Here is a 24,292-nt window from a genome sequence, read left to right on the forward strand (position 1 = left end):
TGGCTCTGGCTCTGGCTCTGTTGGCAGTGTAGTGTCAGGATTAGCTGCAGGTACATCAGTTTCTGCAGAATCATCGGATGAATCACTTAAAGAGGTGGAGGTTGAATTTCCACACGCCGAGAGCATGGCTGCAACCAGCAGCAAGACAGATACGTTTAGCTTCATTTTCTCTCCGCATTAGGCTTAATTATTTTTTGATGCCTAAAAAACACACAATTACTTATTATTCCATGGATTTATCACAACGATAAACCAAAATTATTTGCGGCGAATTATACCCTGCTTTGCTGGCTAAATGATTGATTTCAGACGACCGTTGGTTCTTGTGTGAAAGTTACACTCCCTTGATTGATACCTCATGACCATTGCCTGATACGCTCGTAACAAAATTATAAAAATATAGACACCGTCAGTATTTTTTTTAAATCGTAAGCGTTTGTAAAAGCTAGTAATATTTATAACATTGAATTCATACTGGCCTAAGTACCTTTGGATTCAAGCAACTTTTAGATTTTATACTCCAGAGATACCCATGAGCTTAAAGAAACAAACGCTTAAGTCACGCCCTGTTTGTAAAGTAACTTTCCGCGTTACTAAAGAAGCAGCGAAAGATGCAAAAACGATTCACATTGTTGGTGACTTCAATGACTGGAACGAAACAGCTACAGCAATGAAGGCCCTAAAGAGTGGCGACTTCACAGCAATGCTGGAACTCGACACAAGCAAAGCAGCCTATGAATTCCGTTATTTGTATGATGGCAAGGTGTGGGAAAATGATTGGGAAGCGGATGCTTATGTCGCTAACAGTGAAGGCACTGAGAATTCAGTAGTAAACGTATAATTCTGCTAACAAGCATTAGAATTAAGTGATGCGTGGCAGACCAATGAGGCCTGCCACAAACTCCACGCTATCGATTAAGATTTCCTCCCAGCTCAGCGATGGTACAGGCGACTCAGCATTACGCAGTCACTAGCCGCACCTACTTAGTCCCAAAAATACGATCCCCCGCATCGCCCAAGCCCGGCATGATATAACCCTGTTCATTCAACTCGCGATCTACTGCAGCGGTATACAACTCCACATCCGGATGTGCCTCATTGAAGGCCTTCACACCCTCCGGTGCTGCCAATAAACACAGGAATTTGATGTGTTCTGCACCACCGTCCTTTAAACGCTGAATAGCAGCAATTGAAGAATTCGCCGTTGCCAACATCGGGTCTACCGCAATCACCAGACGATCATTAATATCACTCGGGACTTTGTAGTAATACTCAACAGCCTGCAAAGTGTCATGATCACGATACAAGCCAACATGCCCTACCCGCGCCGAGGGAATAAGATTCAACATGCCGTCTAGCAAGCCATTACCCGCGCGTAGAATAGAGACAAAACACAATTTTTTACCCGACAGAATCGGTGCGTCCATCTCCTCCATCGGTGTCTGAATTTTTTCAGTGGTCAGTGGCAAATCGCGCGTCACCTCATAACAAAGCAGCATCGCAATCTCATTGACCAACTGGCGAAAGGAGCGAGTCGAGGTATCGTGCCGACGCATAATAGTGAGTTTATGCTGGATGAGTGGGTGGTCGATAATATGTACATTCATAATGATTCTTACACCGCCATAACTGAAAAAAGATATCCTGAAGAATAAACCCTTGAGGCTTTCTTTGCATAGTGATTACGAATGATTCTGTAAAATCATTGATTAATAATCCGTGAAGTGCTGAGTCAGTTGGCAGGCACTTTGTACACCAATTCTAAATACTTAAATTGGCTTTATCCTTCGCGTTAATACTGCCATCATAAGCCTGAGATTAACCACTACAATGTCGAACAAGGACCTGCCATGCACTTATACATCGCTTATAAAAACTACTCCTCCTGGTCACTGCGTCCGTGGATTGCGATGAAAATGGCTAGTATTGAGTTTGAGGAAACGGTACTGCCGTTCTATCACTCCAATGCCTTGGACAAGCTCGCTGAACGCTATCAAATACCGGCACAAGTGCCTGTGTTAGTCGAAGATAACACTATTATCTGGGACAGCTTAGCCATAATGGAAACGCTGGCCGAGCAATATCCTGACCGGAATTTATGGCCACAAGAGTCTGGTTTGCGGGTATTAGCACGTTGCGCAGCCGCGGAAATGCACAGTGGGTTTATGACACTTCGTAGCACCTGCCCAATGAATTGCCGCAAACAAAAACGCCTAACTGACGAGAAGCTGGCACTGATTGAAGGCGATCTGATTCGACTGGCTGAGTTGTGGGAACACTTTGATCGCGCAAACAAGCCTGAAGGTGATTTTCTGTGTGGAAAGTTCGGCATTGTAGATGCAATGTACGCCCCAGTGATGTGGCGGATTGTCGGTTACGGGCTTGATGTCTCCCCCGCTTTTTCCAAATGGGCCACAGCCATGCAAGCTCTGCCGGCAATGCAGGAATGGTTAGCTGCCGCTCAGGATGAAGAGTGGACGATAGAGGCTTATGAGGCTTACGGTGAGGATGTATAAATGATTACCACCTCAGCACGCCACGATATCCTGTCACGCAAACACTGGATCTTCGACATGGATGGCACGCTAACCATTGCCAAACACGACTTCGATGGTATTCGCCGGGAGCTAGGCCTACCTGAAGGCTTACCGATATTAGAAAGTATCGCAAAGCTTCCTGATGATGAGGCCGCTGTCATAAACCAGCGTTTGGATGAGATCGAATTAGCCGTTGCGGAAAGCTCTGAACCTGCCGAAGGTGCTGCCAGTCTGTTGGAGAATATGCTGCAACAAGGAAAAAAAGTAGCGATTCTCACACGCAATAATGCCATCAATATTGAAGTCACCTTAAAAGCTGCCGGACTCAGTGAATTCTTCCACAAAGACAACTTACTCAGCCGCGAATGTGCTCCACCCAAGCCCGCACCCGATGGCATACATCAGCTACTCGACGTATGGCAAGGTAGCATTAATGATGCGGTCATGGTGGGTGATTCTATCCATGATTTAGATGCGGGCAGGAATGCCAAAACAGCTACCGTTTATTACGATACGAAAGGTCAGTTTATTCACAAAGAACAGGCTGATCTTTGCATCCGTCACTTATCTGAATTGATTGGTTAATGGGATGATCGGGCAACTGGGGGAAGGCCACCAATCATTGCCTGCAACACAGCTAATCCGTTTATGACTCTGTGCGCTTACAGCAGCCCAATAAATGATCATTGACCAGCCCTACCGATTGCATATAAGCATACATAATGGTCGGGCCAACAAAGGTCATGCCACGCTTTTTAAGGTCCTTTGACAAGGCCTCACTGATATCGGTACTGGCAGGCACATCCTCAAACTTTTCCCAGTGATTGATCTGCTGCTCACCATCTACATAAGCCCATAGATAAGCATCAAAGCTACCAAACTCTTCCTGAATTTTCAGAAATGCGATGGCATTTTTGCGAGCGGCAAACACCTTCAATTTATTGCGAACAATAGCCGGGTTTTGCAAGCGTTCCTGCAGATCTTCATCAGTCATCGCGGCGACTTTTACCGGATCAAAACCGTGGAATGCTTCACGATAACCTTCCCGTTTGCGCAAAATAGTTTCCCAACTTAAGCCCGCCTGCGCACCTTCTAAAATCAGCATTTCATAAAGAAATTGGTCATCGTGTTTGGGGATTCCCCATTCATTATCGTGATAGTCTGCGTAAAACGCTTTACCCGGATCACCACCAAAACAACGCATTTTGCCATCTTCGCTGAGTTTCATTTCCGCCTCCCTGAGTCATGACAACTTAAAGTAGCCAAGCTGCCGGTCTATAGAACAATACGTTATTTAGCCCAAGCTCCCGCGTGGAACTGCAGCTCCGACAATCCATTTGGCATGCCGTTTTTCAGACGCACATTCCAAAGCTTAGCAAAAGAATGATCAATACCGCTAAACAATTGATACTGATGCGGAATCCCCAATCGATTCAGATGCTGATGCATCACAGGTGTTGCTTTGCGGCCCATATTCAAAACGAACTCATCACGATCACCAATCGACATTCTCAACGGAATACCATTAGTACGCAAACGCTGCTGATTCTGCGTTGCGATCTGCATGGTTTCTGGTAAGGCATAGTCACTCACAAACGCATTCGCCACGGCTGAGGCAAACGAATCCGGGAATTTTAATGCGTAATGAATCGCGCCACGTGAGCCACGGGAATGGCCGTGAATCGACGTCGTTTTAGCACTCATACCCGCGCGGAACTGTTGACGAATAAAGGCACGCAGCTCATTCGAGGATTCACTGGTAATCAATTTTTCATTACGTGGACTTGACCACTGCTCCTCAGTTCTGCCGTTCGCGCCAATGCGACCCGAGCGCAGCGCGACAATCACTGTTGGAGGAATCAAACCACGCGCCATCCACTGATTAAGTTGTGCGGCAGGTACTGCTTCAGAAAAACTATGCTCCCAACCCGTTTGACCATGTAGATAAATAATCAAAGGATAGGTTTTTTTCGAATCACGACGCCAGTCGCTAGGTAGGTACACTGAATAGTCAACCAAACCACGCGATGGGCTAATAAAGCGAGAATGGGTGTAATCTCCAGCCTTTAGCGCATTTATCATTTGCCAGGTATATACCGCCTGATTGGTAACGCCCTTGCGGCTGCGCGCCAATGAATCATCGCGAATAAAGCGCTGATTACGACCATCTGACATCGTCACAAATCGGTCGTATTTACCTTCAGCAGAATATTGAAAATTGACTTCCCGACCTCCCGCTAATTGAAAACGAGTCGGGGAGATTTGCTTAAGCTCCGAGCTTCTCCCCATCGCAAATACCAGCAACTTACCGCCCTGTTCTTTCAGCTCAAAATTAATATCAGAACCAGCGAACAAACTATAACGCCCAACAAGCTCAGACAACACTGGTGGCCTGGATGGCTTTACCGGTTTAATGGGTTCGGGCTGGACAGGAGGGGTAACGGCTGTCGTTGGCTTAACCCTTGGTGGCGCTGTACAGGCAGCAAGCGTTAACAGTGTAAAAGTAAGTAGTAGAGGTATGAGCCGGTTCATTAATTTTATTATTCCGTTCAGAAAAAGATGGCCAATCTTATCACACATTTTGCCTATAAGATTAGAGCCTGGGCCCTCCTGTAAGTCCTCTTTTTTCCGTAAATTACCAGCCATAAATATTGCTTAAATTGAGTTTTATCAACGTGATTTAAAAGTAAATTAATTAGGATATGGTGTGTGTATTCCGGAGGAGAGTCCGATGAAGTTTAAACATTCCCTTATACTAATGCTGACGCTCTGCTTCAGTACGGCTTATGCGGATAGTTCGACGCCAAAGCCTGCAACAGCCCCCAAGCATGCTTCTACGTCGACTGCCGATCACAGCCAATTTGAAATCCTTAAACAGGCATTTAAATCAGGCCCAGAGCTAACTGCTGCCTGCCTGACCTGTCACACCGAAGCCTCCCATCAAGTGAAACAATCGTTGCATTGGAAATGGGAATACAAGCATCCGGAAACTGGTCAAATGCTGGGTAAGAAGCATGTGATCAACTCTTTTTGCGGTAATGTTGCCTCCAATGAGCCACGCTGTACCAGCTGTCATGTCGGCTATGACTGGAAGGATATGAGCAAGGAGCCACCGGCTGAGGATAACAAAGTGGATTGCGTGGTTTGTCACGATACCACAGGTACTTATTCAAAATGGCCAACTGGCGCGGGGCATCCTTTGTATGAGCCAACAGTAAGCAAAGGCGTCACCGTCATGCCGCCAGATCTATCTAAGGTCGCGCAAAGTGTCGGTCTGCCAGAGCGTGAAAACTGCGGTAGCTGTCACTTCTTCGGTGGTGGTGCGGACAATGTAAAACACGGTGACCTATCAACCGCCCTACTCACACCAGACAAACACACTGACGTTCACATGGCAGCTGATGGACTAAACTTTGCCTGTACTACCTGCCACGTTTCCACTGAACACCAAATAGAAGGTAGTCGCTACGCCGTCAATACTCACGATGATGGCAAGAAGAAGCCGGGAGAGCGTCGCGATGTCGCCACCTGTGAATCTTGTCACAGTAATAAACCTCATCCGGACAATACACTCAAACACGTAAAGCTCAACAACCATACTGAGAAAGTGGCCTGTCAAACCTGCCATATCCCTGAGTTTGCCAAAGGTGGCGTGGCGACTAAAACCTCATGGCGCTGGTCTGAAGCGGGCAAGCTAAAAGACGGCAAGCCTTACAGCGAAGAAGGCTATACCCAAGGCAATGGTGAGCACCTACATACTTATCTATCCACCAAAGGTAAGTTTGAGTACGGTGAAGATGTCGTACCGCATTACGCATGGTTCGATGGACAAGTTGAATACAATCTGTTGTCGGAAAAAATTGATCCCAGCAAGGTTGTTGAGGTGAATAAAATCAACGGCTCAGCCGCAGACTCTGATTCCCGCATCTGGCCATTTAAACGCATGGAAGGATCGCAGGCTTATGACAAGATCAACAAAACACTGGTTATGAATAATGTCTGGGGGCCAACCACCGACACCGCATTCTGGACTAACTTTGATTGGGCCAAAGCGATTCAAGCTGGTATGGACGCGATTGACGCGGAATATTCCGGTGAATTCGGCTTTGTCGATACCTATATGTACTGGCCGATCACCCACATGGTTGCGCCGAAAGACGAAGCTCTGGACTGTGCGGATTGTCATTCTGACAATGGCCGTCTGGCAGACATCAAAGGTGTCTATATGCCAGGTCAAAGCAAGAATGCAACCTTGGATAAGCTGGGCATGCTAGCTGTTATATTGACCATACTTGGCGTCCTTGGTCACGGTCTGATTCGGTTATTTTTAAACAAGCGAGGTAAGCAGTCATGAGTATGCGTCGAGTTGTTCTCTTCACTAAATTCGAGCGTTTCTGGCATTGGACACAAATGACGCTTATCTTCATTTTGTTATTTACCGGCTTTGCTATCCACGGCACACATCACTTAATGCCATTTGATAAGGCGGTTATGGTGCATACCTTTGCCGCGTTGGCGCTGATCCTGCTGTGGGTGTTTGCCATTTTCTGGCACCTCACCACTGGTACATGGCGACATTATGTGCCGACGAGTAACGGACTATTTCCGGTAGCACGTTATTACGCATTCGGTATCTTCAAAGGTGAGCATCATCCTTACAGAAAGACCTATCAACGAAAGCACAATCCGCTGCAGGCACTGTCTTATCTTGGACTGAAGTTGTTTTTATTTCCGGCGATTTGGTTGTCTGGTCTACTGTACTTGTTCTACCCGATGTGGAGCAATATGGTCGCGGGTAGTAATTGGCTGGAAGGGGTTGCCATACTTCACGTCATTTCAGCGTTTGCGATTCTGATTTTTATCATTGCGCATATCTATTTGCTGACCACAGGACACTCCTTTAAAGAGCATGTCATGCCAATGGTGACCGGCTATGACGAGGTAGACTTGAGCGAAGCTGAGGAAGCTTATTTGCAGCAAGATGAGCTTGGTCACATCAAGTCTTAATCAACTTCCCTTGCTCCTTCTCACGGAGCAGTAAAAACGCCACTACCATCCGACTAGTGGCGTTTTTTTATTCTATTTTGATGTCTGAAAATTACACTACATTAGTATTTTATTAAATAGTTTTAGTCACTTATGTGTTGTTACAACAACCTGATTTACCTCAAATAAAATGTGTTTTTTTTATACCGTTTATCCTGTGTTTTGTTTGCGGCAAGTATCTATTGCTGTACAGTATTTATACTATTCATACAAAAATAACGCGGGGTTAAATAATGAATAAGCACATTCTTAATATTTCACGTGCCATATTACTAGGGCTTGTAATCAGTACACCGATCAACGTTGTCGCGCAAAACTTGTCTCCGGAACAAGCATTTCAACAAGGCAGTTCACTCATCAGGCAAAACAATATTCATCAGGGTTTAAACCTGTTGAGAGATGCCGCTGCAAAAGGCCATCCACAAGCCGCTTTCGAACTAGGATCATTATATGAATCCGGCTTGGCTGTTCCAAAAGATTACAATCAGGCAAAAGCATTTTATGAGTCCGCTATTATTCAGGGTCATCGCAATGCACACTTCAACTTAGCGTTGTTGCTAACCAATGAACAAGTCCCATTTAGCAACCTACAGCAAGCGCGCAATATTATGGAGGTGATCGCTCAACAAGGTGATGTCGAAGCACAATTTGTGTTGGCAACGCTAATGGAAAGCACACTTCGCAATTTAGGCGCTCAACCAGCAAAAGCGATTCATTGGTTGGGACAAGCAGCAAACCAAGGCCACAGCAAAGCACAATTTAAGCTTGGCATGTACTACCTCAAAGGTCAGAGCGTCGCACGCAGTCCACAGACTGCATTTAACTGGTTCAATAAAGCCGCACAACAAGGCGTTGCCGGCGCACAGTTCAACTTAGCAATGATGTATGAAAAAGGTGATGGCATCGCGCCAAATCTGAACACGGCTTTACGTTGGTATGAGTCAGCAGCCAATCTTGGCAATGCAAACGCTCAACAAAACCTTGGCATTAAATACCTGCTAGGTGAGCAAGTTCCGGAGCATACACACAAAGCATTGGACTTGATTACACGCGCAGCCGGCTCTGGTCTTCGCAACTCTCAATTGTTACTTGGACAGCTGTACCAGTCTGGTTACAACGGCAAAATTATCATTGATATGGCGAAAGCTGAGCAATGGTACCTTCGTGCCGCAAAGCAAGGTGTTGCAGATGCTCAATACCAGCTTGCACTGATTTTAAGGAACAAACACAATCAGGCAGGTGCTGCAAACTTCTGGATTCAACAAGCTGCAGCTGCAGGCCATCAGGATGCGATCAGACTTAGGGCTGACCTTTAAGAAAGCGACATTACGCAGTGATCCAGGTGTTGTCACAAGTCTGTGGCAACTACTTGGATCATCTGTCCAACCGAATCATTCTCTCCCTCTGATTTCCCACTACCCACTTATCTGAAAAAAGTGTTCACCACTGCCAAGCACTCTATAATTCAATTACCCATTAAGACATGCCACCCCCAAATCGGCATGCCCTAACAATAAAAAAAATGAGTGTCTTATCATGAACAAAACATTATTTGCTTCATCTGCTATTTTAGGTATGACCCTGTTCTGTCAGGCTGCTTTTGCGGATAGCACTAAACAAATTACCAAAGAAGATCTGGCCGCCCTTGCACAGGACTATGTTCTGGAATACAACGAGCAGGCTAAGCCTCGTCGCTCTGCATTATTCGCCCATATTCTGGATAGCTTAACGCAAAGCTCGACGATGGCAGCAGCGGATCAAACAATTACAACACCTGCATTGCTGATGGATCTTGACGAGGCACTAGCTGACTCAGCCGTACTCTAGTAGGTTCACCTTTCGTGTATCTGGGTAATCAATAAAACCTACTCAGACTACCAACAAAACTATTATTGAAGAACATCACGCCCTACTTTTCTTAGGGCGTTTTTAGTGGGTTAACCTTATCCCTGACTACCGCTACTGCCCTCCTGCTTTATCACTTTCACAGCGATCACCTCGCAAAAACTCATCTATTTCAACAGCTACCGATAAATTTTTAGCATCCCGAGAGTCCAGTTTTTTTCATGCTAGGCAGGATTACAAAACAGCACAGCCTCAGTATGATGAGGTGTAGCCGTTGTAATTTCACCGCGAGGCAAGCCCATGACCGCTAAGGAATATCCCCTCATACACCAGTCTGTTCTTGACGACGTACGCCGCCCCATCGAACAAGCGCACGGTATGCCCAATCAGGCTTATGATGACCCCAACTATTTCGAGTTTGAACGAGATCATGTCATGGCAAAAACCTGGGCAGGTCTGTGCTTTAATAGTGAACTGCCGTGTAATGGTTACGCCAAACCTATTGAGTTTATGGGTCTGCCATTAGTGGTGGTGCGGGACAAAGTGGGCGATATCAAAGTCTTCCATAATGTATGCAGCCACCGCGGCATGATACTGGTCAATGAAGAAAAAGAGGTTGGCGCATTACTGCGATGCCCTTATCACTCCTGGTCCTACGAGCTTAATGGCAATCTAAAAAGTACACCTCACATCGGCGGTATTAATCAGAATACGGCTGAAGGTTTTAGCTGCGAAGGTAACGGATTAAAGCCAGTACGAAGTAATATTTGGATGGGCATTATCTTTATTAATCTCAGCGGCGACGCCATCCCCTTCGAGGACTTTATTACGCCCTTGCAAACGCGCTGGGAAGCATTCACCGGTGAAGGTGAATTTGATCGCCTAAGTCCGGCTAAGACGGGCAGCCACGCCCAGCTAACCGTAAACTGTAACTGGAAACTCGCGATTGAAAATTACTGCGAGGCCTATCACCTACCTTGGGTACATCCCGGGTTAAACAGCTATTCTCCACTCGACCAGCATTACAATCTGTATGTGAATGAGTATGGCTCAGGTCAAGGCTCATACAGCTATACGCTTGCCGACGTCGCGGGCACCAAACTACCGCAATTCACACAGTGGCCGAAGCAGCAGATATCACAGGCAGAGTATGTTTCTCTCTATCCGAATATCTTGTTAGGCATACAGGCAGATCATGCGTTTGCCATCATCCTGCAACCCATGGCCAATAACCTGACCATTGAAAAACTCGAGCTTAGCTATATCGATGATGCCGCGTTTAGTGATCAACATGAAAAGAATCGTCTGGCGGTACTGGCAAGTTGGGTCGAAGTTTTCAAAGAAGATATCTTTGCTGTGGAAAGTATGCAGAAAGGACGGCGCTCACCGGGTTATCAAGGGGGCGTTTTTTCACCTGTTATGGATGGCCCGACACACCATTTTCACCAATGGGTCGCTGGGCAATATAGTCAGGCCATGCACGGCCACACCAAGTAACATCACTCAAGCGGATCAAACTTATGACACATGCAGTACAGCATTGGAAAAACTATATTGCCGGAGAATGGCATGATGCCGCCGAGTCGTTAAACATTCATAACCCAGCCACAGGAGAAGTAGTTGCCACGATGGCCTGCGCAGACTTCGCTCAGGTTGATCAGGCAATGCAGGCAGCCAGAGCTTGCGTCTCATCTCGCGCGTTAATCAGTCAGCGCCCCGCTCAACGTGCTGAGTTAATGCACCGGATTGCTCGTGAAATCCATGCCATCGTTGATGAAGCCGCCGAAGTGTTAGTAATGGAAAATGGTAAATCACTTAATGATGCACGTGCTGAGTTTTTAGAAGCTGCCCGCTACTTTGAATATTACGGTGGTATGGCTGACAAAATCGAAGGCAAGTCGATCCCTTTGGGAGATGACTATGTGGACTACACCGTCTATGAGCCGATGGGTATCTCGGTACAAATCGTGCCCTGGAACTTCCCTCCCTCGATTGCAGCACGCTCACTCGCACCGGCATTGGCAGCAGGTAACGCCGTTGTCATTAAGTCGCCGGAAGTGTCTCCCTTAGCCATGACTTATTTGGCAACGTCATGTCAGCGTGCAGGCTTACCTAATGGCGCCTTAAGCATGCTATGTGGCGTTGGTGCTGAAATTGGGGATGCTTTAGTACGCCACCCTGATACCAACCAAATTGTATTTACCGGCTCTGTCCCAACCGGGCAATCAATATTACGAGCTGCCGCTGAACGCGCCACACCATGTGTTATGGAGCTGGGCGGAAAGTCCGCGGCAGTTGTATTTGAAGATGCCGATTTAGAACAATTAATGAGTAGTGTGAAATGGGGTATTTTCTTTAATGCGGGCCAAGTGTGCTCCGCCATGTCGCGTATGCTGGTTCATCGCAGTATCTATGAGGAGGTCGTTGATAAAGTGACCTGCTTCGCCAAAACCTTACGCATCGGGCATGGTAGTGATAATCCCGATATCACGCCTGTGGTATCAAAACTTCAGCACCAAAATGTATTAGCCATGTGTGAGAAAGCCTCTGCTCAAGGTGCGCGTCTGATGACTGGTGGACAACAACCTAGTAATGACCAAGCCAACACCAATGGCTACTTTATTCAGCCGACTGTCTTTGCTGACGTAACCCCTTCAATGGACATTTTTGGTACGGAAGTGTTTGGCCCCGTCTTAGCGATTACCCCTTTTGACAACGAACAAGACGCCTGGCAACTAGCCAATGCCACGGACTACGGGCTGGTCGCCGGTGTATTTACCAAAGACTTAGCACGCAGCCTCAAAGCCACTCAACAACTACGCGCCGGGCAGATCTTCGTCAATGAATGGTATGCCGGTGGCATTGAAACACCTTTCGGGGGAATCGGCTTATCAGGCTTTGGTCGTGAGAAAGGTCAGGAGGCGATTTACAGTTATGTGCAAACCAAAAATGTAGCCATCCGCATCACATAAGCTTTATTGACGCACCGCAGCAATTTACCTATGCTGAGCGTCATCCCTAAGCAACCCATTCATGACCTATGAGCACACTGTTTTTTGCCCATGCCAACGGCTTTCCAAGCCCTAGCTATGCCCCGTTTTTTGATGCATTACGACAGCATGAGCATACGGTTGATTTCATTGAAAAAGTAGGTATGAACCCTAAGTTTCCGATCACTAATAATTGGGCTCACTTAGTCGAAGAATTAGAGCAGGAAATTGAAAGCAGGCACAAGCAGCCCGTCGTCGGTATCGGTCATTCTCTGGGAGGAATGCTGAGTTACTTGTTAGCGCGGAAACGTCCGGACCTTTACAGCCATTTGATATTACTAGATCCACCGGTTATTAATGGCTGGCAAAATTCACTGTGGTGGTTGTCTAAAAAGTTTGGATTTAGTGATCGCTTCACACCAGCGGGCGCAAGTAAAAACCGTCGAACCACCTTCGATAGTCGTGAACATGCTTATGAAAAACTCAGGCATAAACGTCTATTTAAAGACTTCACCGAGGACTCTTTTAACGCTTATATACAGCATGGCCTGACCGAGACAGATAATGGGCAGGTCACACTGGCTATCGATTTAGAAACGGAATTAAAGCTATTTCGTACCGCACCAGATGACCTGTGGCGATACCGCAAACCGCTGCACATCCCGGGTTTATATCTGACTGCGCTTCAGAGTGAGTTTGTGCGTCAACCCTTTGCTGAAAGATTGTCACGAACTGCGGGTATGGAATATCGGGTATTGAAAGGTGGGCATTTGTTTCCACAAGAACATCCTGAGGAAACCGCTGGTGTTGTTAGTGAGTGGCTGAAGCAAGTGTAAAAATAAAAAGCCATGCTTCATTCTAAGAACGAGGCATGGCTTTCTTATTCAATCAAGGTGATTACCGTTTAGAACGAACCTATCACCAACCCAAATACTTTAAAGACCATCCAGACTGAGAGTAAGAACACAAAAAACAGTACCATCAAAAACACGATCACAGACATAAAACTCCGCTCACTCGTGTCTTCTGGTTTCTGCAGGTAGGCTTGCATCAAACGCACATTCCGGCGGTTCGCTTTGAAAATGAAGTCAAATAGGTCCCCAACAATAGGGATCACACCAATCACGCCCTCAATCACCATATTAAGCACCATTCTGGCTATGACAAAGAGGGGAAGCCCCATTAGTACAGCTTTCACCACGATATAACCAGAAAGCAGTCCGGAAAACACATCGCCTATTCCGGGAAACAGACCAATAATGCCATCCAAACCAATCGTGCGATTAGTACCGGGAATGCGGATAGAACTATCCAACAGCCACGCCAATTTATCCAAACTTTGGAGCTGCTGTTCGGTCCTTGCTTTTGAGGAATTAGCACTGTTGGGCGTCTGAACCATATTGCTCTCTCATACAAATGTGATAATTGCTGCGCAGTATAGCGCATGCGGCAATGAACAATTAAGTGCTCGTTTTCATCAGTAATAATTCACAGGCAGCCACCCGATCTAATCAGTCCTGAGGTACAAGCTGGGTGGTGTATTTTTTCTGATTCAATGCAAAAAACGTATTACTCGCCTTTACAATATTTCGCCTTAGTAGCTTCTTCATCAAAAAGCTCTCCAGTGTCAGATTATCCTTCACCAAAACCCTCAACAGATAATCATATTGTCCACTAACGGAATAACACTCCAGCACTTCAGGCGTGCTATCAATAAATTCATCAAACCCGGACATAGTCGCCTCAGTATGATCCGTTAATGACACTTCGATGTAAGCCAATGTATTTAAGGCAATTTTGGCAGGGTTAAGTAAGGCAACATAGTGTTGGATGACGCCTGTCTCCTCCAATCGTTTCACGCGGCGCCAACAAGGGGCGGCGGACAAACTCACCTGATCTGCTAAGTCCTGATTGGTGATTCTGGCATTCTTCTGCAAAATGGTAATAATCGCTTTATCGTAACTATCAAGCAAGATTCGTTCTCCAGATAAAACTAATAGGAAATATTCTTTCTAATTATCGCCATAACCAGAATCAGTACGCAAGATTCTACCCAACTATTTTAAATATACTTAAAGTGGAGTTAATGGAGGAGTGACGGCGTGAGCAAGAAAAGCAATTACATTGCGAAACAGGCAGATGCTAATGGTGCGATTCAATACAGTGATGAAGAGCATGAAACATGGCGAATATTGATGGGCCGACAAATGCCACTCGTCAATCAATATGCCTGTGCGGAATATCTCGACGCGTTAGAAAAATTATCCTTGCCTGGCACCTATATTCCTCAATGCGACACACTATCCAAACAGTTAAAAGCCGCCTCAGGCTGGCAGGTTGCGCCCGTCCCGGCACTCATTAACTTCAAAACATTCTTTGCTATGTTGGCCAATAAATTCTTCCCCGCCGCATCCTTTATTCGCTCTCGTGAAGAGCTCAACTACTTACAAGAGCCGGATATTTTTCATGAAATAGTTGGTCACACGCCCTTGCTGACGAATACCCGTTTTGCGACATTCACACAAAATATCGGACAGCTCGGACAGCAGGCAGATGAAAGCCAATACGTCTGGATTGCTCGTCTTTATTGGTTCACAGTCGAGTTCGGCTTGCTGAACGAAAAAGCCTTAGGCGCCGGATTGATATCATCATTCAGTGAACTGCAATCATCAGTAGAAAGTGATACCCCAATTCGCAAACCATTTGACTTGATGGAAGTGCTGAGAACACCTTACCGTATTGATATCCACCAGCCTGTCTACTATGTACTGGAGTCACTGGACCAATTACTGGAACTTGGCAAACAAGATCTACTTGGCGCTATCGAAGAAGCCAAAAAACTTGGGCTACATGCCCCGCTCTACGCTGAGACAAAAAGCTAAACAAACACACTACAAGAGGAAACAAACATGAATCAGGTCTGTAATTTGAGTGAAGGAAAGTGCGTACCCTGCGAAGGTGGTGTACCACGATTAAGCAAAGATGAAGCACAAGCCTTTGCTCAACAACTGCACGAAGATTGGATAATCGATGACGGCAATGAATCCATTAAACGCATGATCAAATTCAAAGGCTTTGCCAAAGTTCTGCTATTTGTGAACGCATTGGGCTGGCTGGCGGAAAAAGAGGGACACCACCCGGATATCAGCTTTGGGTACGGTTATTGCGACGTGGCATTTAGCACACATGCTATTGGTGGCTTATCTGAGAATGACTTTATCTGTGCAGCTAAAATGGATGCACTGCTCTAATGGCATCCATCAAAAACAGTGTGAGCGGCTAACTAACAGCGCGCTCACACTGTCTTGGTAACAGTGAATTACTTGTTACGACCGATACAGTTCAGGTCGCCAAAAGACTGCTCCAAACGCTCTACGAAACGCTCTTCACCAGCGCGTAATAATTTGCGCGGATCATAATATTTCTTGTTAGGTAAGTCAGCACCATCCGGATTACCAATCTGCTCAGCAACATACTCTGCATATTCCGAATAATAGTCACGCACACCGCAGTTAAATGCCCACTGCATATCTGTATCAAGGTTCATCTTGATAACACCATAGTCGATAGAACGTGCGATATCTTCCGGTGAAGACCCCGAGCCGCCATGGAATACGAAGCTCACCGGCTTAGTACCCGCAGCGCCGATTTGCTCTTCAACGTAACGTTGCGAGTTTTCTAAAATCTCAACTGACAACTTCACGTTACCCGGACGATAAACACCATGAACATTACCAAACGCTGCCGCAATCGAGAAATTATCGCTAATTTTGCTTAACTTCTCATACGCATAATAAACTTCCGTCGGGTGCGTATAGAGCTTGCTGGCATCGACATCAGAGTTATCAACACCATCTTCTTCACCACCGGTAATACCTAGCTCGATCTCCAAACCGATATCGATTTTGCTCATGCGCTTCAGGTATTTTTCACAGATTTCAACATTCTCTTCCAATGTCTCTTCTGACAAGTCCAGCATGTGAGAACTGAATAATGGCTTACCATGCTTTGCGTAATAGTCTTCCTGGAAGTCCAGCAGGTGATCAATCCACACGATATTTTCTAATGAGCAATGATCCGTGTGAAGCACGACCGGCACACCGTACAGCTCAGCCACTTGGTGTACATGCATCGCAGCTGAAATACAACCAGCGGCAGACGCTTGCAAATTATCATTTTTCAGACTTTTTCCAGCGTAAAAGTGTCCACCACCAAATGATAGTTGAACGATTACCGGTGATTGTACTTTGGCAGCGGCTTCCATAATACCGTTAACAGAACTGGTACCAACTGCGTTAACACCGGGCATCGCGTAGCCATTCTTCTTAGCATCTGCATATAAATCTAATAATTCTTGTCCGTATAACACGCCAGATCGAAATTTACTCATAGTCTTTTGTTCTCAACTTTTCAGAGGAATGGGGAACAGTTCATACCGCAATGGTTGTATATGGCTTCGGCATCAACTGCTTATTATTTTGTGTGATTATAGCGCTTTTGATGCCACTATGGTTCCGTTAGTCGTTAAATGAATACTATATATTGGCATTAGGGTATCAGGGACTTGTTACGGAAGGATATCAGGCGGAGACAAAAATGCCGAACTTTATGAAATTCGGCACTTACAAGTATAAGCCTCATGAAGCGGCTCTTCTAATAGCAGCACACCGAGGTCAGATGCTCCTTATCATGACATTTGCCAGTACAAAGCTGTTTAGCAACCGGCATTAATAGATAGTTTCGATCAATCCATTACTTCATCATCACCACAAACTGCCAACTCCACAAAACTATCAGATTCATTATAATTATCGATCACATAGAGCTTTCCTGGAGTCGTATAAAGGCCTTCCCGATCGACACTGAATGGCTCTGTTACTATAAATAAGCGATCATTATTTTCGATTATTTCACCCGCAGCTCCATAAGCAATTTCAGCAAGCACCTCGCCATCTATCTGATCCACAGTGTAATTTTGATACCAATATTCTGTAGAGTCGTTATGACTGTGATTGAAGCGGTAACCATAGCCATTGAAATACGTTAATTGACTTATATCCCTCCGAATGGCTCTAGGACTACTCACATCACTAAGCCATAGATTTACATTGCCACGCCAAAACAAATTCAGATCTAGGCCATCACTAATTCTCCAATCATTTCGCTTAGAAACAAATGGAGCAGGTGCACTTATTTCTGCCGTAATATATAAAGCATTACCACGAGCTACGCTTCTAATGACACCTTCTTGATCTTCATTACTGGAGTCAACTATACCTTCAAACCGATTACCTAAATCAACCGACTCATATCCATCGTGAGCATATAAATGCCTTCCTTGTGCATAATACGCATGATTATTATAAGCACCGACAAAGTAGAGGTTTTCACCAGCAGATGACTCCTCAACCTTGGCTATCATTCCATCGAAATCAATCCATAATGAGAACCCCGTTTCAAGCGATCCTTCTCGATAGTAGCGCCTCCCATCAATGTACCCTCCTCTATTTCCAAAGTCTGGGCTACCAAGTGAGACATACCTGTTCTCTGTGGGCACGGGAATCCGATTTGTTAGATTAGTGTTTTCAACAGTCCCATCTGTTTCATAAGTATTTCCGCAGAACTCCACAACGGAAAGTTTAGTGTTTTGCGTCACCTCGACCTCAACCCTAGCACTATTTAGCCGCCCTAGACTGTCTTCAAAGACATACCAAAATGCGTCCGTACCTGTGAAGCCTTTTGGTGGACTATAACGAATAACGCGATCGACAATAGCTGTATGACCACCCTTCTCTGTTCCAATATCTGTCTCTTTGAGCTTTAAACCAAAACCGATATCATTATCCAAAACAGGGATCATCGCTTTTAACCCATTTTTTGCTACAGCGACGTCGGGGTTTGCGGTTGGCCATTCTCCAGAGAAGGATTCCGACAAAGCGACCGTTACTTTCGCCGCATTTTTTCGTCCCCATTTATCCTCAGTCACATACCAGAATTCATCGATTTGCTCACCTCGCGGCTCTCCAACTTGTTGATATTTGACCTTACCGTCAACATCAATCCATACTTTACCTTTGTTCGTAGACCACTCATTAACACTGACTACTTTGAGTTCAGTTCCTTCGTCATTATCAAGCACAGGAATACCGAACACACCGGTGTAGGCAGCCTTAGCGGTATCATTATTAGCCTTTGACCAAGCTACTTTTGACACATAAATATTGACTTCAGCAGCATTTGTTCTCCCCTCTGCATCTTCAAGTACATACCAAAAAGAATCAAACCCTTCGTAATCATAATTAGGCGTATATGTAACTGATTTTTTATCCTCACTAATGGATATCCGTCCCCAAGTAATTGACGATTCATTTGCACTTTTCACAAATAAACCTTCCCCCAGATCATTATCAAGAATGTTTATTTTAATAGTTTGCCCCGTAACGACCTCTACTCGATCTGTCACCCCCGTTGGCCAAGGACTTGCAACAGCAGCCTCTACCGACATTGTCATAAACAAAGAGAAAAGTATTCTTTTTATTTGTCTCATCACAGTATTCCTATTAACCATTTATGCTCAGGGTATTAGCTAAAAAACATTACAGTGATCTGTTCCCGCCAGATATGAGCAGAGTATTATCAGCGTGCTTTTTACCGATGGGCGGCGAATCGCTTTGTAATGTAAAATCACCATCATTCCACTTAAGTAGCAATGCCCATGCACCTCCTAAAAGCCCAACCCGGCGGCTTCGTCGATGAAGAAGGCATCATCGACCTAGAGCAAACACCCGCGCCCATCGTTGTTTTATCTGCCGCTGACAGCAGCCTTGCCGCGCTTTCCCAAGCCGTCGAAACCCTACCCGCAGATTTCCCCGAGGTGCGCTTAGCCAACTGGATGCAGCTACTAAAACCTGCCGCATTCGACCTTTACCGTTCTTCCGTTCTCGACCATGCACAAGTCGTCGTGGTGTCGTTATTAGGCGGCAGTAGCTATTGGCAATACGGTGTGGAGATGCTGGAAGAATGGCTCAAGGCCGCACGCCCGCGCAAGCCAAGACAACTCATCGTCGTATCAGGAGATGACAGCGTTGACCCAGAGTTAGACACACTCAGCTCCACCGAATCCGAAGCCACTCACCGCATTTGGCGTTACCTACGTGAAGGTGGATTTACCAACAGCCAGCAGTTATTTCATTACATCGGTGCGACCTGTTTTGAGCTAGACGCAGACTGGCAAGAGCCTCAAGCATTGCCCCGCTGCATGTTGTACCTGCCGAACTCACCCTACGCCCAACCCAGCTTTAGCGAATGGCAAAACCGTTGGCAAAGCAACAACGCGACAACCCAAACAAGTACTGGAACTAACACTGGCACTGGCACTGGCACTGGCACTGGCACTGGCACTGGCACTGGCACTGGCACTGGCAACGCTACAGATTCATTCACCGCAAACAACGTCTGCGCCCTACTGTTTTACCGTAGCCACTTACAAAGCGGCAACACCCGCATGTTCGACCAACTCATCGAGCAATTAGAAGCGCAAGGTTTACAGCCGCTGCCCATCGCCATTGCCTCGCTCAAAGACCCTGAGTCGATCACGCTGGTCAATGCACTCATCGAACAGTCAAACGCCAAGCTCATCCTAAATACCACAGGCTTTGCCAGTAACACCGTGGCCAGCCCTGACCTCAGCGCTGAGCCGACCGAGCTCCAATCACCGTTTGCGCGTAACATTCCCGTGCTGCAACTGATCCTATCAACCAGCACACAAGACGATTGGGAAACCTATAGCCAAGGCTTACGTAGCCGCGACATCGCCATGCAAGTGGTACTGCCTGAAATGGATGGCCGCATCGTCACCCGCGCGGTGAGTTTTAAGGCCGAAAGCCGCTTCTGCGAGCGCGCACAAATCGCCGTGGTGAGCTACCAACTCCACCAAGAACGTGCCGATTTCATCGCCAAACTCGCCGATAGCTACACCCGACTTGCGCGCAAAACCAACCCACAAAAACGCATCGCGCTGATACTCGCCAACTACCCAACCAAAGACGGGCGCATTGGTAATGGCGTGGGCTTGGACACCCCAGCCTCCACCATTAACCTGCTCAACGCCATGCAGCAAGCGGGCTACCCCGTTGAGAATATTCCCGAAGACGGCACGGCACTGATCAATGAATTACTCGGTGCAGTCACCAACAATCCCAGCACATTACACACGCTACCGTGCTGGCAGAGCATGGCAATTGATGAATACTCCAAGCACTTTCAGCGCCTACCCGAAGCGAGTCAGCAAGCCGTTTGGGAACGCTGGGGGCCGCCTGACAATGACCCGAAATGCCGCTCAAATAGAATCATGCTGGCAGGCATTCGCTTAGGTGAAACTTTTATTGGCATACAACCTGCGCGTGGCTTTAATATGGACTTGCAAGCCAACTACCATGACCCTGATCTGGTGCCGCCACACAGCTACCTCGCCTACTACTTTTGGCTCAGGCACACGTATCAAGTCGATGCGATTATTCACGTCGGCAAACACGGCAATCTGGAATGGTTACCGGGCAAAGGCGTGGCGATGTCTGATCAATGCTGGCCCGATATCGCACTTGGCCCCATGCCACACTTCTACCCGTTTATCGTGAATGACCCAGGTGAAGGCGCACAGGCTAAACGTCGTGCGCAAGCGGTAATTATCGACCATTTGATGCCGCCGATGACCCGCGCTGAAACCTATGGTGAACTCGCCCAGCTGGAAGGACTTGTTGACGAATATTATCAGGCAATGGGCATGGATACGCGCCGTGAAAACTGGCTGCGTGAAAAGATTCTGAAAGAAGTCGAAACCACCCACGTATTAGAAGAACTACCCGTCACTGATAGCGATGAAGAAGCCGTACTCGATGCACTCGACACCTACCTCTGCGACATTAAAGAAGCACAAATTCGCCACGGCTTGCACATACTCGGGGCTTTACCCAATACCGACAAACTGGCTGATACCATCGTGGCATTACTACGCTTACCGCGCGGAACCTCTGGCCACAGCCAAGGGATATTACACGCCATCGCGCACGACTTTGGCTTGCCCTACGATCCATCAGAGGACAGCGCAACACCTTGGACAGGCAACCAGCCAGCGCTACTCAAACAGCAATGCGATAGCACTTGGCGAACCCATGCCGATACCCGCGAACGACTGGAGTTATTAGCCAAACACTGGGTGCAAGACTATGTGCTGGAACGCTCTACGCTGGCAGGACTCTCCCCTGATTTTCCGCAAACCGCCGTGCTATTCGATTACACGCGACAAGTACTGATGAAAGCGCTACACACCAGCGCAGAACAAGAAATTCAGGCGATTATCAAAGGACTCAGCGGGCAATTTATCGAACCCGGCCCCAGCGGTGCACCGACCCGTGGACGACTCGACACACTGCCCACCGGCCGCAATTTTTTCTCCGTCGATAACCGCTCCATCCCCTCGCCTGCGGCTTGGGCTATCGGCCAGAAATCCGCGCAAGCACTCATTGAGCGACACTTGCAGGAACACGGCGACTACCCGCGCCAACTGGGACTGTCCGTCTGGGGAACTGCTACCATGCGCACCGGCGGCGACGACATCGCTCAAGCCTTCGCACTCATGGGCATCAAACCCGTTTGGGCAGAAGGCTCACACCGCGTGATCGACTTTGAAATCCTGTCCAACCAACTATTGGGACGACCGCGCGTTGACGTGACCTTGCGGGTATCCGGCTTCTTCCGCGACGCATTCCCCAATGTGATGAAACTCTACGATGCCGCGATTCAGGCACTCGCCAACTACGACGAAGTGCTCGAAATCAACACCATCCGCGCAAATATCGAGGCACAAACCGACACACTGATCGCCGCTGGCAGCTCAGCTGAAGACGCCAACCGGCAAGCCAGTTATCGCGTATTTGGCAGCAAACCGGGAGCCTATGGTGCAGGACTACAAGGCTTGATCGACGAGCGCTGTTGGGAAACTCGCGACGATCTCGCTGAGGCCTACCTCAACTGGGGCGGCTACGCGTACGGCAATACGGCAGGCGATGGCGTGGAAGCGCGCGATGCCTTTGCCAACCGCCTCGGACAGCTCGAAGCGGTGGTGCAAAACCAGGATAATCGAGAACATGACTTGCTGGATTCTGATGATTATTACCAGTTTCAGGGTGGCATGACGAATGCGGTGACTAGCCTCAGCGGACAAGCGCCAGCGGTTTATCATAATGATCACTCAGACCCTGAACGACCGAAAGTACGCACGTTAAAAGAGGAGTTGAATCGGGTGATTCGCTCGCGACTGCTAAATCCTAAGTGGATCGAAGGGATGCGTGAGCATGGGTATAAGGGTGCGTTTGAAATGGCGGCGAGTGTGGATTATTTGTTTGCTTATGATGCGACGACTAACTTGATTGCGGACTATCAGTATGAGGCGGTGAGTGAGGCACTGGTATTTGATGAGGAGAATCGGGCGTTTTTGGAGGAGCATAATCCAGCGGCGTTGGAGGAAATGGCGGAGCGGTTGTTGGAAGCGGCGCAGCGGGGGTTGTGGGGGAGCCCTGAAAATTATCAAGAATGCTTGCAAAGCTTACTACTTGAAGCTGACGAAAAAAAAGAGTCGACATAAATAACTTCTACACCAAATGGAATTTGCACAGTTCAATTTATAACCTCAATCAAACTCATGCTCAGCGGCATTTCAAGCTTGCAGTCAAGTGTAGGGATGCTCTGCTTAATCGCAATTTTATTGCATGATTCAAAATCAGGATCATACGCATTCGGATTGAGTTTAAGATACTCAATAGCATTTTCAATGTTTTTCTCGCCTATCATTATTCCATCATTTAAGCCATCAATCTTAAACTGAGCCTTACACATCTGAGACTCTGTCGAGGTTCTAGCTCGAATCAACTCCTGTAAACAAAGTTTCGTAAATTCAGCATAAAAATAATCTAGCAACACATCATTATAATGAATATGTTTAACGTAATTTTCAAGAAAGTAAGATGGAGTCCTGTCGAGAGAGAACCAGCTTCTTCCATCCTCAGCATGCGATTGGATATAGGATGTACAAATATAAGCGTGCTCTTTTTCATGATCTTGAAGATAGTGGTTTGCAGCTCTTATACTTTTCAACATTCCAGACCAACTATAAGCTTCACTTTCAGCAGAAACCCAATAGTCTTCGAGGGTCTTTAAGTGACTTATCACATTATCTTTGTTATTAGATTTTATTTCTCTTTCAATATCATAATTGAGGAAAGTTGCGACCATAGGGTCGAATAATTTCTGTGGATCTTGATCTTCTTTTATTTGAGTCTGAGATGCCTTACTTACTTTTTGAGTTGTATAGGGTTTTATTTTCTCACCTTTTTTCTGTATCTGCTTCAATCTTTCTCTGAGCTCATCTATAGTCTGCGGGTACTTTGGATTTATAGCTACTCTATCGTTATTATTGTTTCTATTTAAATAGTCTTTGTTTTCTTGGTAAACCAACAAACTTAAATAATATTGGACGCATTGCTCCTCAAGGGCTGAATCTTTATCACTAAAACCAGAAGGTGGTACTTTTTCACAATAACTATTGACAATCGTCGCTATTTGATTTGGTTGAGGGTCAAAGTAAGAATTAATTTTTGTAGTTTCATAGACAATTTTTTCTATTTCAAACCTACTAAGGTTACCTTGCTCAGCAAGCTCTATATATTCGTCTCTTATCTCTACAAATTTCTTATCACTAACACTAAACTCCATAGGATATGGAGTATCTGCTTTCCAACTAGAATACCTAAGAATATAATTTGCATGGTAAAAGTGTGCAAAAAATTTATCATAACGAGGAGTTATGATTGAAAGTAG

21 protein-coding genes are annotated in these 24,292 nt (G+C 46.4%); 13 read left to right on the forward strand and 8 right to left on the reverse strand.

What is annotated here, in order from left to right:
- The first annotated feature begins 532 nt into the window (after window positions 1-532).
- Entirely contained in the window at window positions 533-841 is a 309-nt protein-coding gene (locus DKW60_RS20495; protein ID WP_109839529.1) for an isoamylase early set domain-containing protein, read from the forward strand.
- 139 nt (window positions 842-980) lie between these two features.
- On the opposite strand, the gene upp is transcribed toward DKW60_RS20495, so the two are convergent.
- On the reverse strand, window positions 981-1,607 hold the full coding sequence (gene upp, locus DKW60_RS20500; protein ID WP_181389819.1) for a uracil phosphoribosyltransferase: 627 nt from the start codon (window positions 1,605-1,607) through the stop codon (window positions 981-983).
- Between the two features lie 243 nt (window positions 1,608-1,850).
- Here upp and DKW60_RS20505 point away from each other — a divergent pair, with 243 nt between their 5' ends.
- Together DKW60_RS20505 and DKW60_RS20510 are read left to right on the forward strand one after the other, a co-directional pair.
- Window positions 1,851-2,516 carry a glutathione S-transferase gene (locus tag DKW60_RS20505; RefSeq protein WP_109839531.1) on the forward strand — a complete coding sequence of 222 codons (666 nt, stop codon included), beginning with the start codon at window positions 1,851-1,853 and terminating at the stop codon, window positions 2,514-2,516.
- Entirely contained in the window at window positions 2,517-3,122 is a 606-nt protein-coding gene (locus DKW60_RS20510; protein ID WP_109839532.1) for an HAD family hydrolase, read from the forward strand.
- Between the two features lie 61 nt (window positions 3,123-3,183).
- Here the strand turns inward: DKW60_RS20510 and DKW60_RS20515 are convergent, their stop codons facing one another.
- The gene (locus DKW60_RS20515; protein ID WP_109839533.1) at window positions 3,184-3,765 is read right to left on the reverse strand and encodes a DNA-3-methyladenine glycosylase I; all 582 of its coding nucleotides are present in this window, start codon (window positions 3,763-3,765) and stop codon (window positions 3,184-3,186) included.
- 62 nt (window positions 3,766-3,827) lie between these two features.
- Window positions 3,828-5,069 carry an alpha/beta hydrolase gene (locus DKW60_RS20520; protein ID WP_181389820.1) on the reverse strand — a complete coding sequence of 414 codons (1,242 nt, stop codon included), beginning with the start codon at window positions 5,067-5,069 and terminating at the stop codon, window positions 3,828-3,830.
- Between the two features lie 199 nt (window positions 5,070-5,268).
- Here DKW60_RS20520 and DKW60_RS20525 point away from each other — a divergent pair, with 199 nt between their 5' ends.
- The 7 genes from DKW60_RS20525 (at window position 5,269) to DKW60_RS20555 (ending at window position 13,254) form a co-directional block, all read left to right on the forward strand.
- Window positions 5,269-6,891, forward strand: coding sequence for a tetrathionate reductase family octaheme c-type cytochrome (locus tag DKW60_RS20525; protein WP_109839535.1), 1,623 nt, complete (start codon window positions 5,269-5,271; stop codon window positions 6,889-6,891).
- Window positions 6,888-7,544 (forward strand): cytochrome b/b6 domain-containing protein, encoded by a 657-nt coding sequence (locus tag DKW60_RS20530; protein WP_109839536.1) that lies wholly within the window; start codon window positions 6,888-6,890, stop codon window positions 7,542-7,544. Before DKW60_RS20525 ends, DKW60_RS20530 begins: the two co-directional genes overlap by 4 nt.
- A gap of 272 nt (window positions 7,545-7,816) precedes the next feature.
- The gene (locus tag DKW60_RS20535; RefSeq protein WP_109839537.1) at window positions 7,817-8,899 is read left to right on the forward strand and encodes a tetratricopeptide repeat protein; all 1,083 of its coding nucleotides are present in this window, start codon (window positions 7,817-7,819) and stop codon (window positions 8,897-8,899) included.
- 220 nt (window positions 8,900-9,119) lie between these two features.
- Window positions 9,120-9,410: a hypothetical protein gene (locus DKW60_RS20540; protein ID WP_109839538.1), complete on the forward strand. Its 291-nt coding sequence runs from the start codon at window positions 9,120-9,122 to the stop codon at window positions 9,408-9,410.
- Between the two features lie 318 nt (window positions 9,411-9,728).
- Window positions 9,729-10,925, forward strand: coding sequence for an aromatic ring-hydroxylating oxygenase subunit alpha (locus DKW60_RS20545; RefSeq protein ID WP_109839539.1), 1,197 nt, complete (start codon window positions 9,729-9,731; stop codon window positions 10,923-10,925).
- A 23-nt stretch (window positions 10,926-10,948) separates the two neighbouring features.
- Window positions 10,949-12,400, forward strand: a complete 1,452-nt coding sequence (locus DKW60_RS20550) for an aldehyde dehydrogenase family protein (RefSeq protein WP_109839540.1) — start codon at window positions 10,949-10,951, stop codon at window positions 12,398-12,400.
- 68 nt (window positions 12,401-12,468) lie between these two features.
- On the forward strand, window positions 12,469-13,254 hold the full coding sequence (locus tag DKW60_RS20555; protein ID WP_109839541.1) for an alpha/beta fold hydrolase: 786 nt from the start codon (window positions 12,469-12,471) through the stop codon (window positions 13,252-13,254).
- Between the two features lie 68 nt (window positions 13,255-13,322).
- Here DKW60_RS20555 and DKW60_RS20560 read toward each other — a convergent pair whose 3' ends face one another.
- Together DKW60_RS20560 and DKW60_RS20565 are read right to left on the reverse strand one after the other, a co-directional pair.
- Window positions 13,323-13,817: a DUF4112 domain-containing protein gene (locus DKW60_RS20560; protein ID WP_109839542.1), complete on the reverse strand. Its 495-nt coding sequence runs from the start codon at window positions 13,815-13,817 to the stop codon at window positions 13,323-13,325.
- A 112-nt stretch (window positions 13,818-13,929) separates the two neighbouring features.
- Window positions 13,930-14,391 (reverse strand): Lrp/AsnC family transcriptional regulator, encoded by a 462-nt coding sequence (locus DKW60_RS20565; RefSeq protein ID WP_219988857.1) that lies wholly within the window; start codon window positions 14,389-14,391, stop codon window positions 13,930-13,932.
- A 129-nt stretch (window positions 14,392-14,520) separates the two neighbouring features.
- On the opposite strand from DKW60_RS20565, the gene phhA reads away from it, so the two are divergent.
- Both phhA and DKW60_RS20575 read left to right on the forward strand, forming a co-directional pair.
- Window positions 14,521-15,300, forward strand: coding sequence for a phenylalanine 4-monooxygenase (gene phhA, locus DKW60_RS20570; protein WP_109839544.1), 780 nt, complete (start codon window positions 14,521-14,523; stop codon window positions 15,298-15,300).
- A gap of 27 nt (window positions 15,301-15,327) precedes the next feature.
- Window positions 15,328-15,669: a 4a-hydroxytetrahydrobiopterin dehydratase gene (locus tag DKW60_RS20575; protein WP_109839545.1), complete on the forward strand. Its 342-nt coding sequence runs from the start codon at window positions 15,328-15,330 to the stop codon at window positions 15,667-15,669.
- A 68-nt stretch (window positions 15,670-15,737) separates the two neighbouring features.
- Here DKW60_RS20575 and fbaA read toward each other — a convergent pair whose 3' ends face one another.
- Both fbaA and DKW60_RS20585 read right to left on the reverse strand, forming a co-directional pair.
- Window positions 15,738-16,808, reverse strand: a complete 1,071-nt coding sequence (gene fbaA / locus DKW60_RS20580; RefSeq protein WP_109839546.1) for a class II fructose-bisphosphate aldolase — start codon at window positions 16,806-16,808, stop codon at window positions 15,738-15,740.
- 354 nt (window positions 16,809-17,162) lie between these two features.
- Window positions 17,163-18,965 (reverse strand): Ig-like domain-containing protein, encoded by a 1,803-nt coding sequence (locus DKW60_RS20585; protein ID WP_146203538.1) that lies wholly within the window; start codon window positions 18,963-18,965, stop codon window positions 17,163-17,165.
- A 168-nt stretch (window positions 18,966-19,133) separates the two neighbouring features.
- Here DKW60_RS20585 and cobN point away from each other — a divergent pair, with 168 nt between their 5' ends.
- The gene (gene cobN, locus DKW60_RS20590) at window positions 19,134-23,060 is read left to right on the forward strand and encodes a cobaltochelatase subunit CobN (protein WP_109839548.1); all 3,927 of its coding nucleotides are present in this window, start codon (window positions 19,134-19,136) and stop codon (window positions 23,058-23,060) included.
- Window positions 23,061-23,092: 32 nt separating this feature from the next.
- On the opposite strand, the gene DKW60_RS23830 is transcribed toward cobN, so the two are convergent.
- Window positions 23,093-24,292, reverse strand: a 1,200-nt coding sequence (locus DKW60_RS23830; RefSeq protein WP_181389821.1) for a hypothetical protein, incomplete at its 5' end; no start/stop codon positions are given.

Origin of the sequence: Leucothrix pacifica (assembly GCF_003172875.1) — a bacterium.
GTDB lineage: Bacteria > Pseudomonadota > Gammaproteobacteria > Thiotrichales > Thiotrichaceae > Leucothrix > Leucothrix pacifica.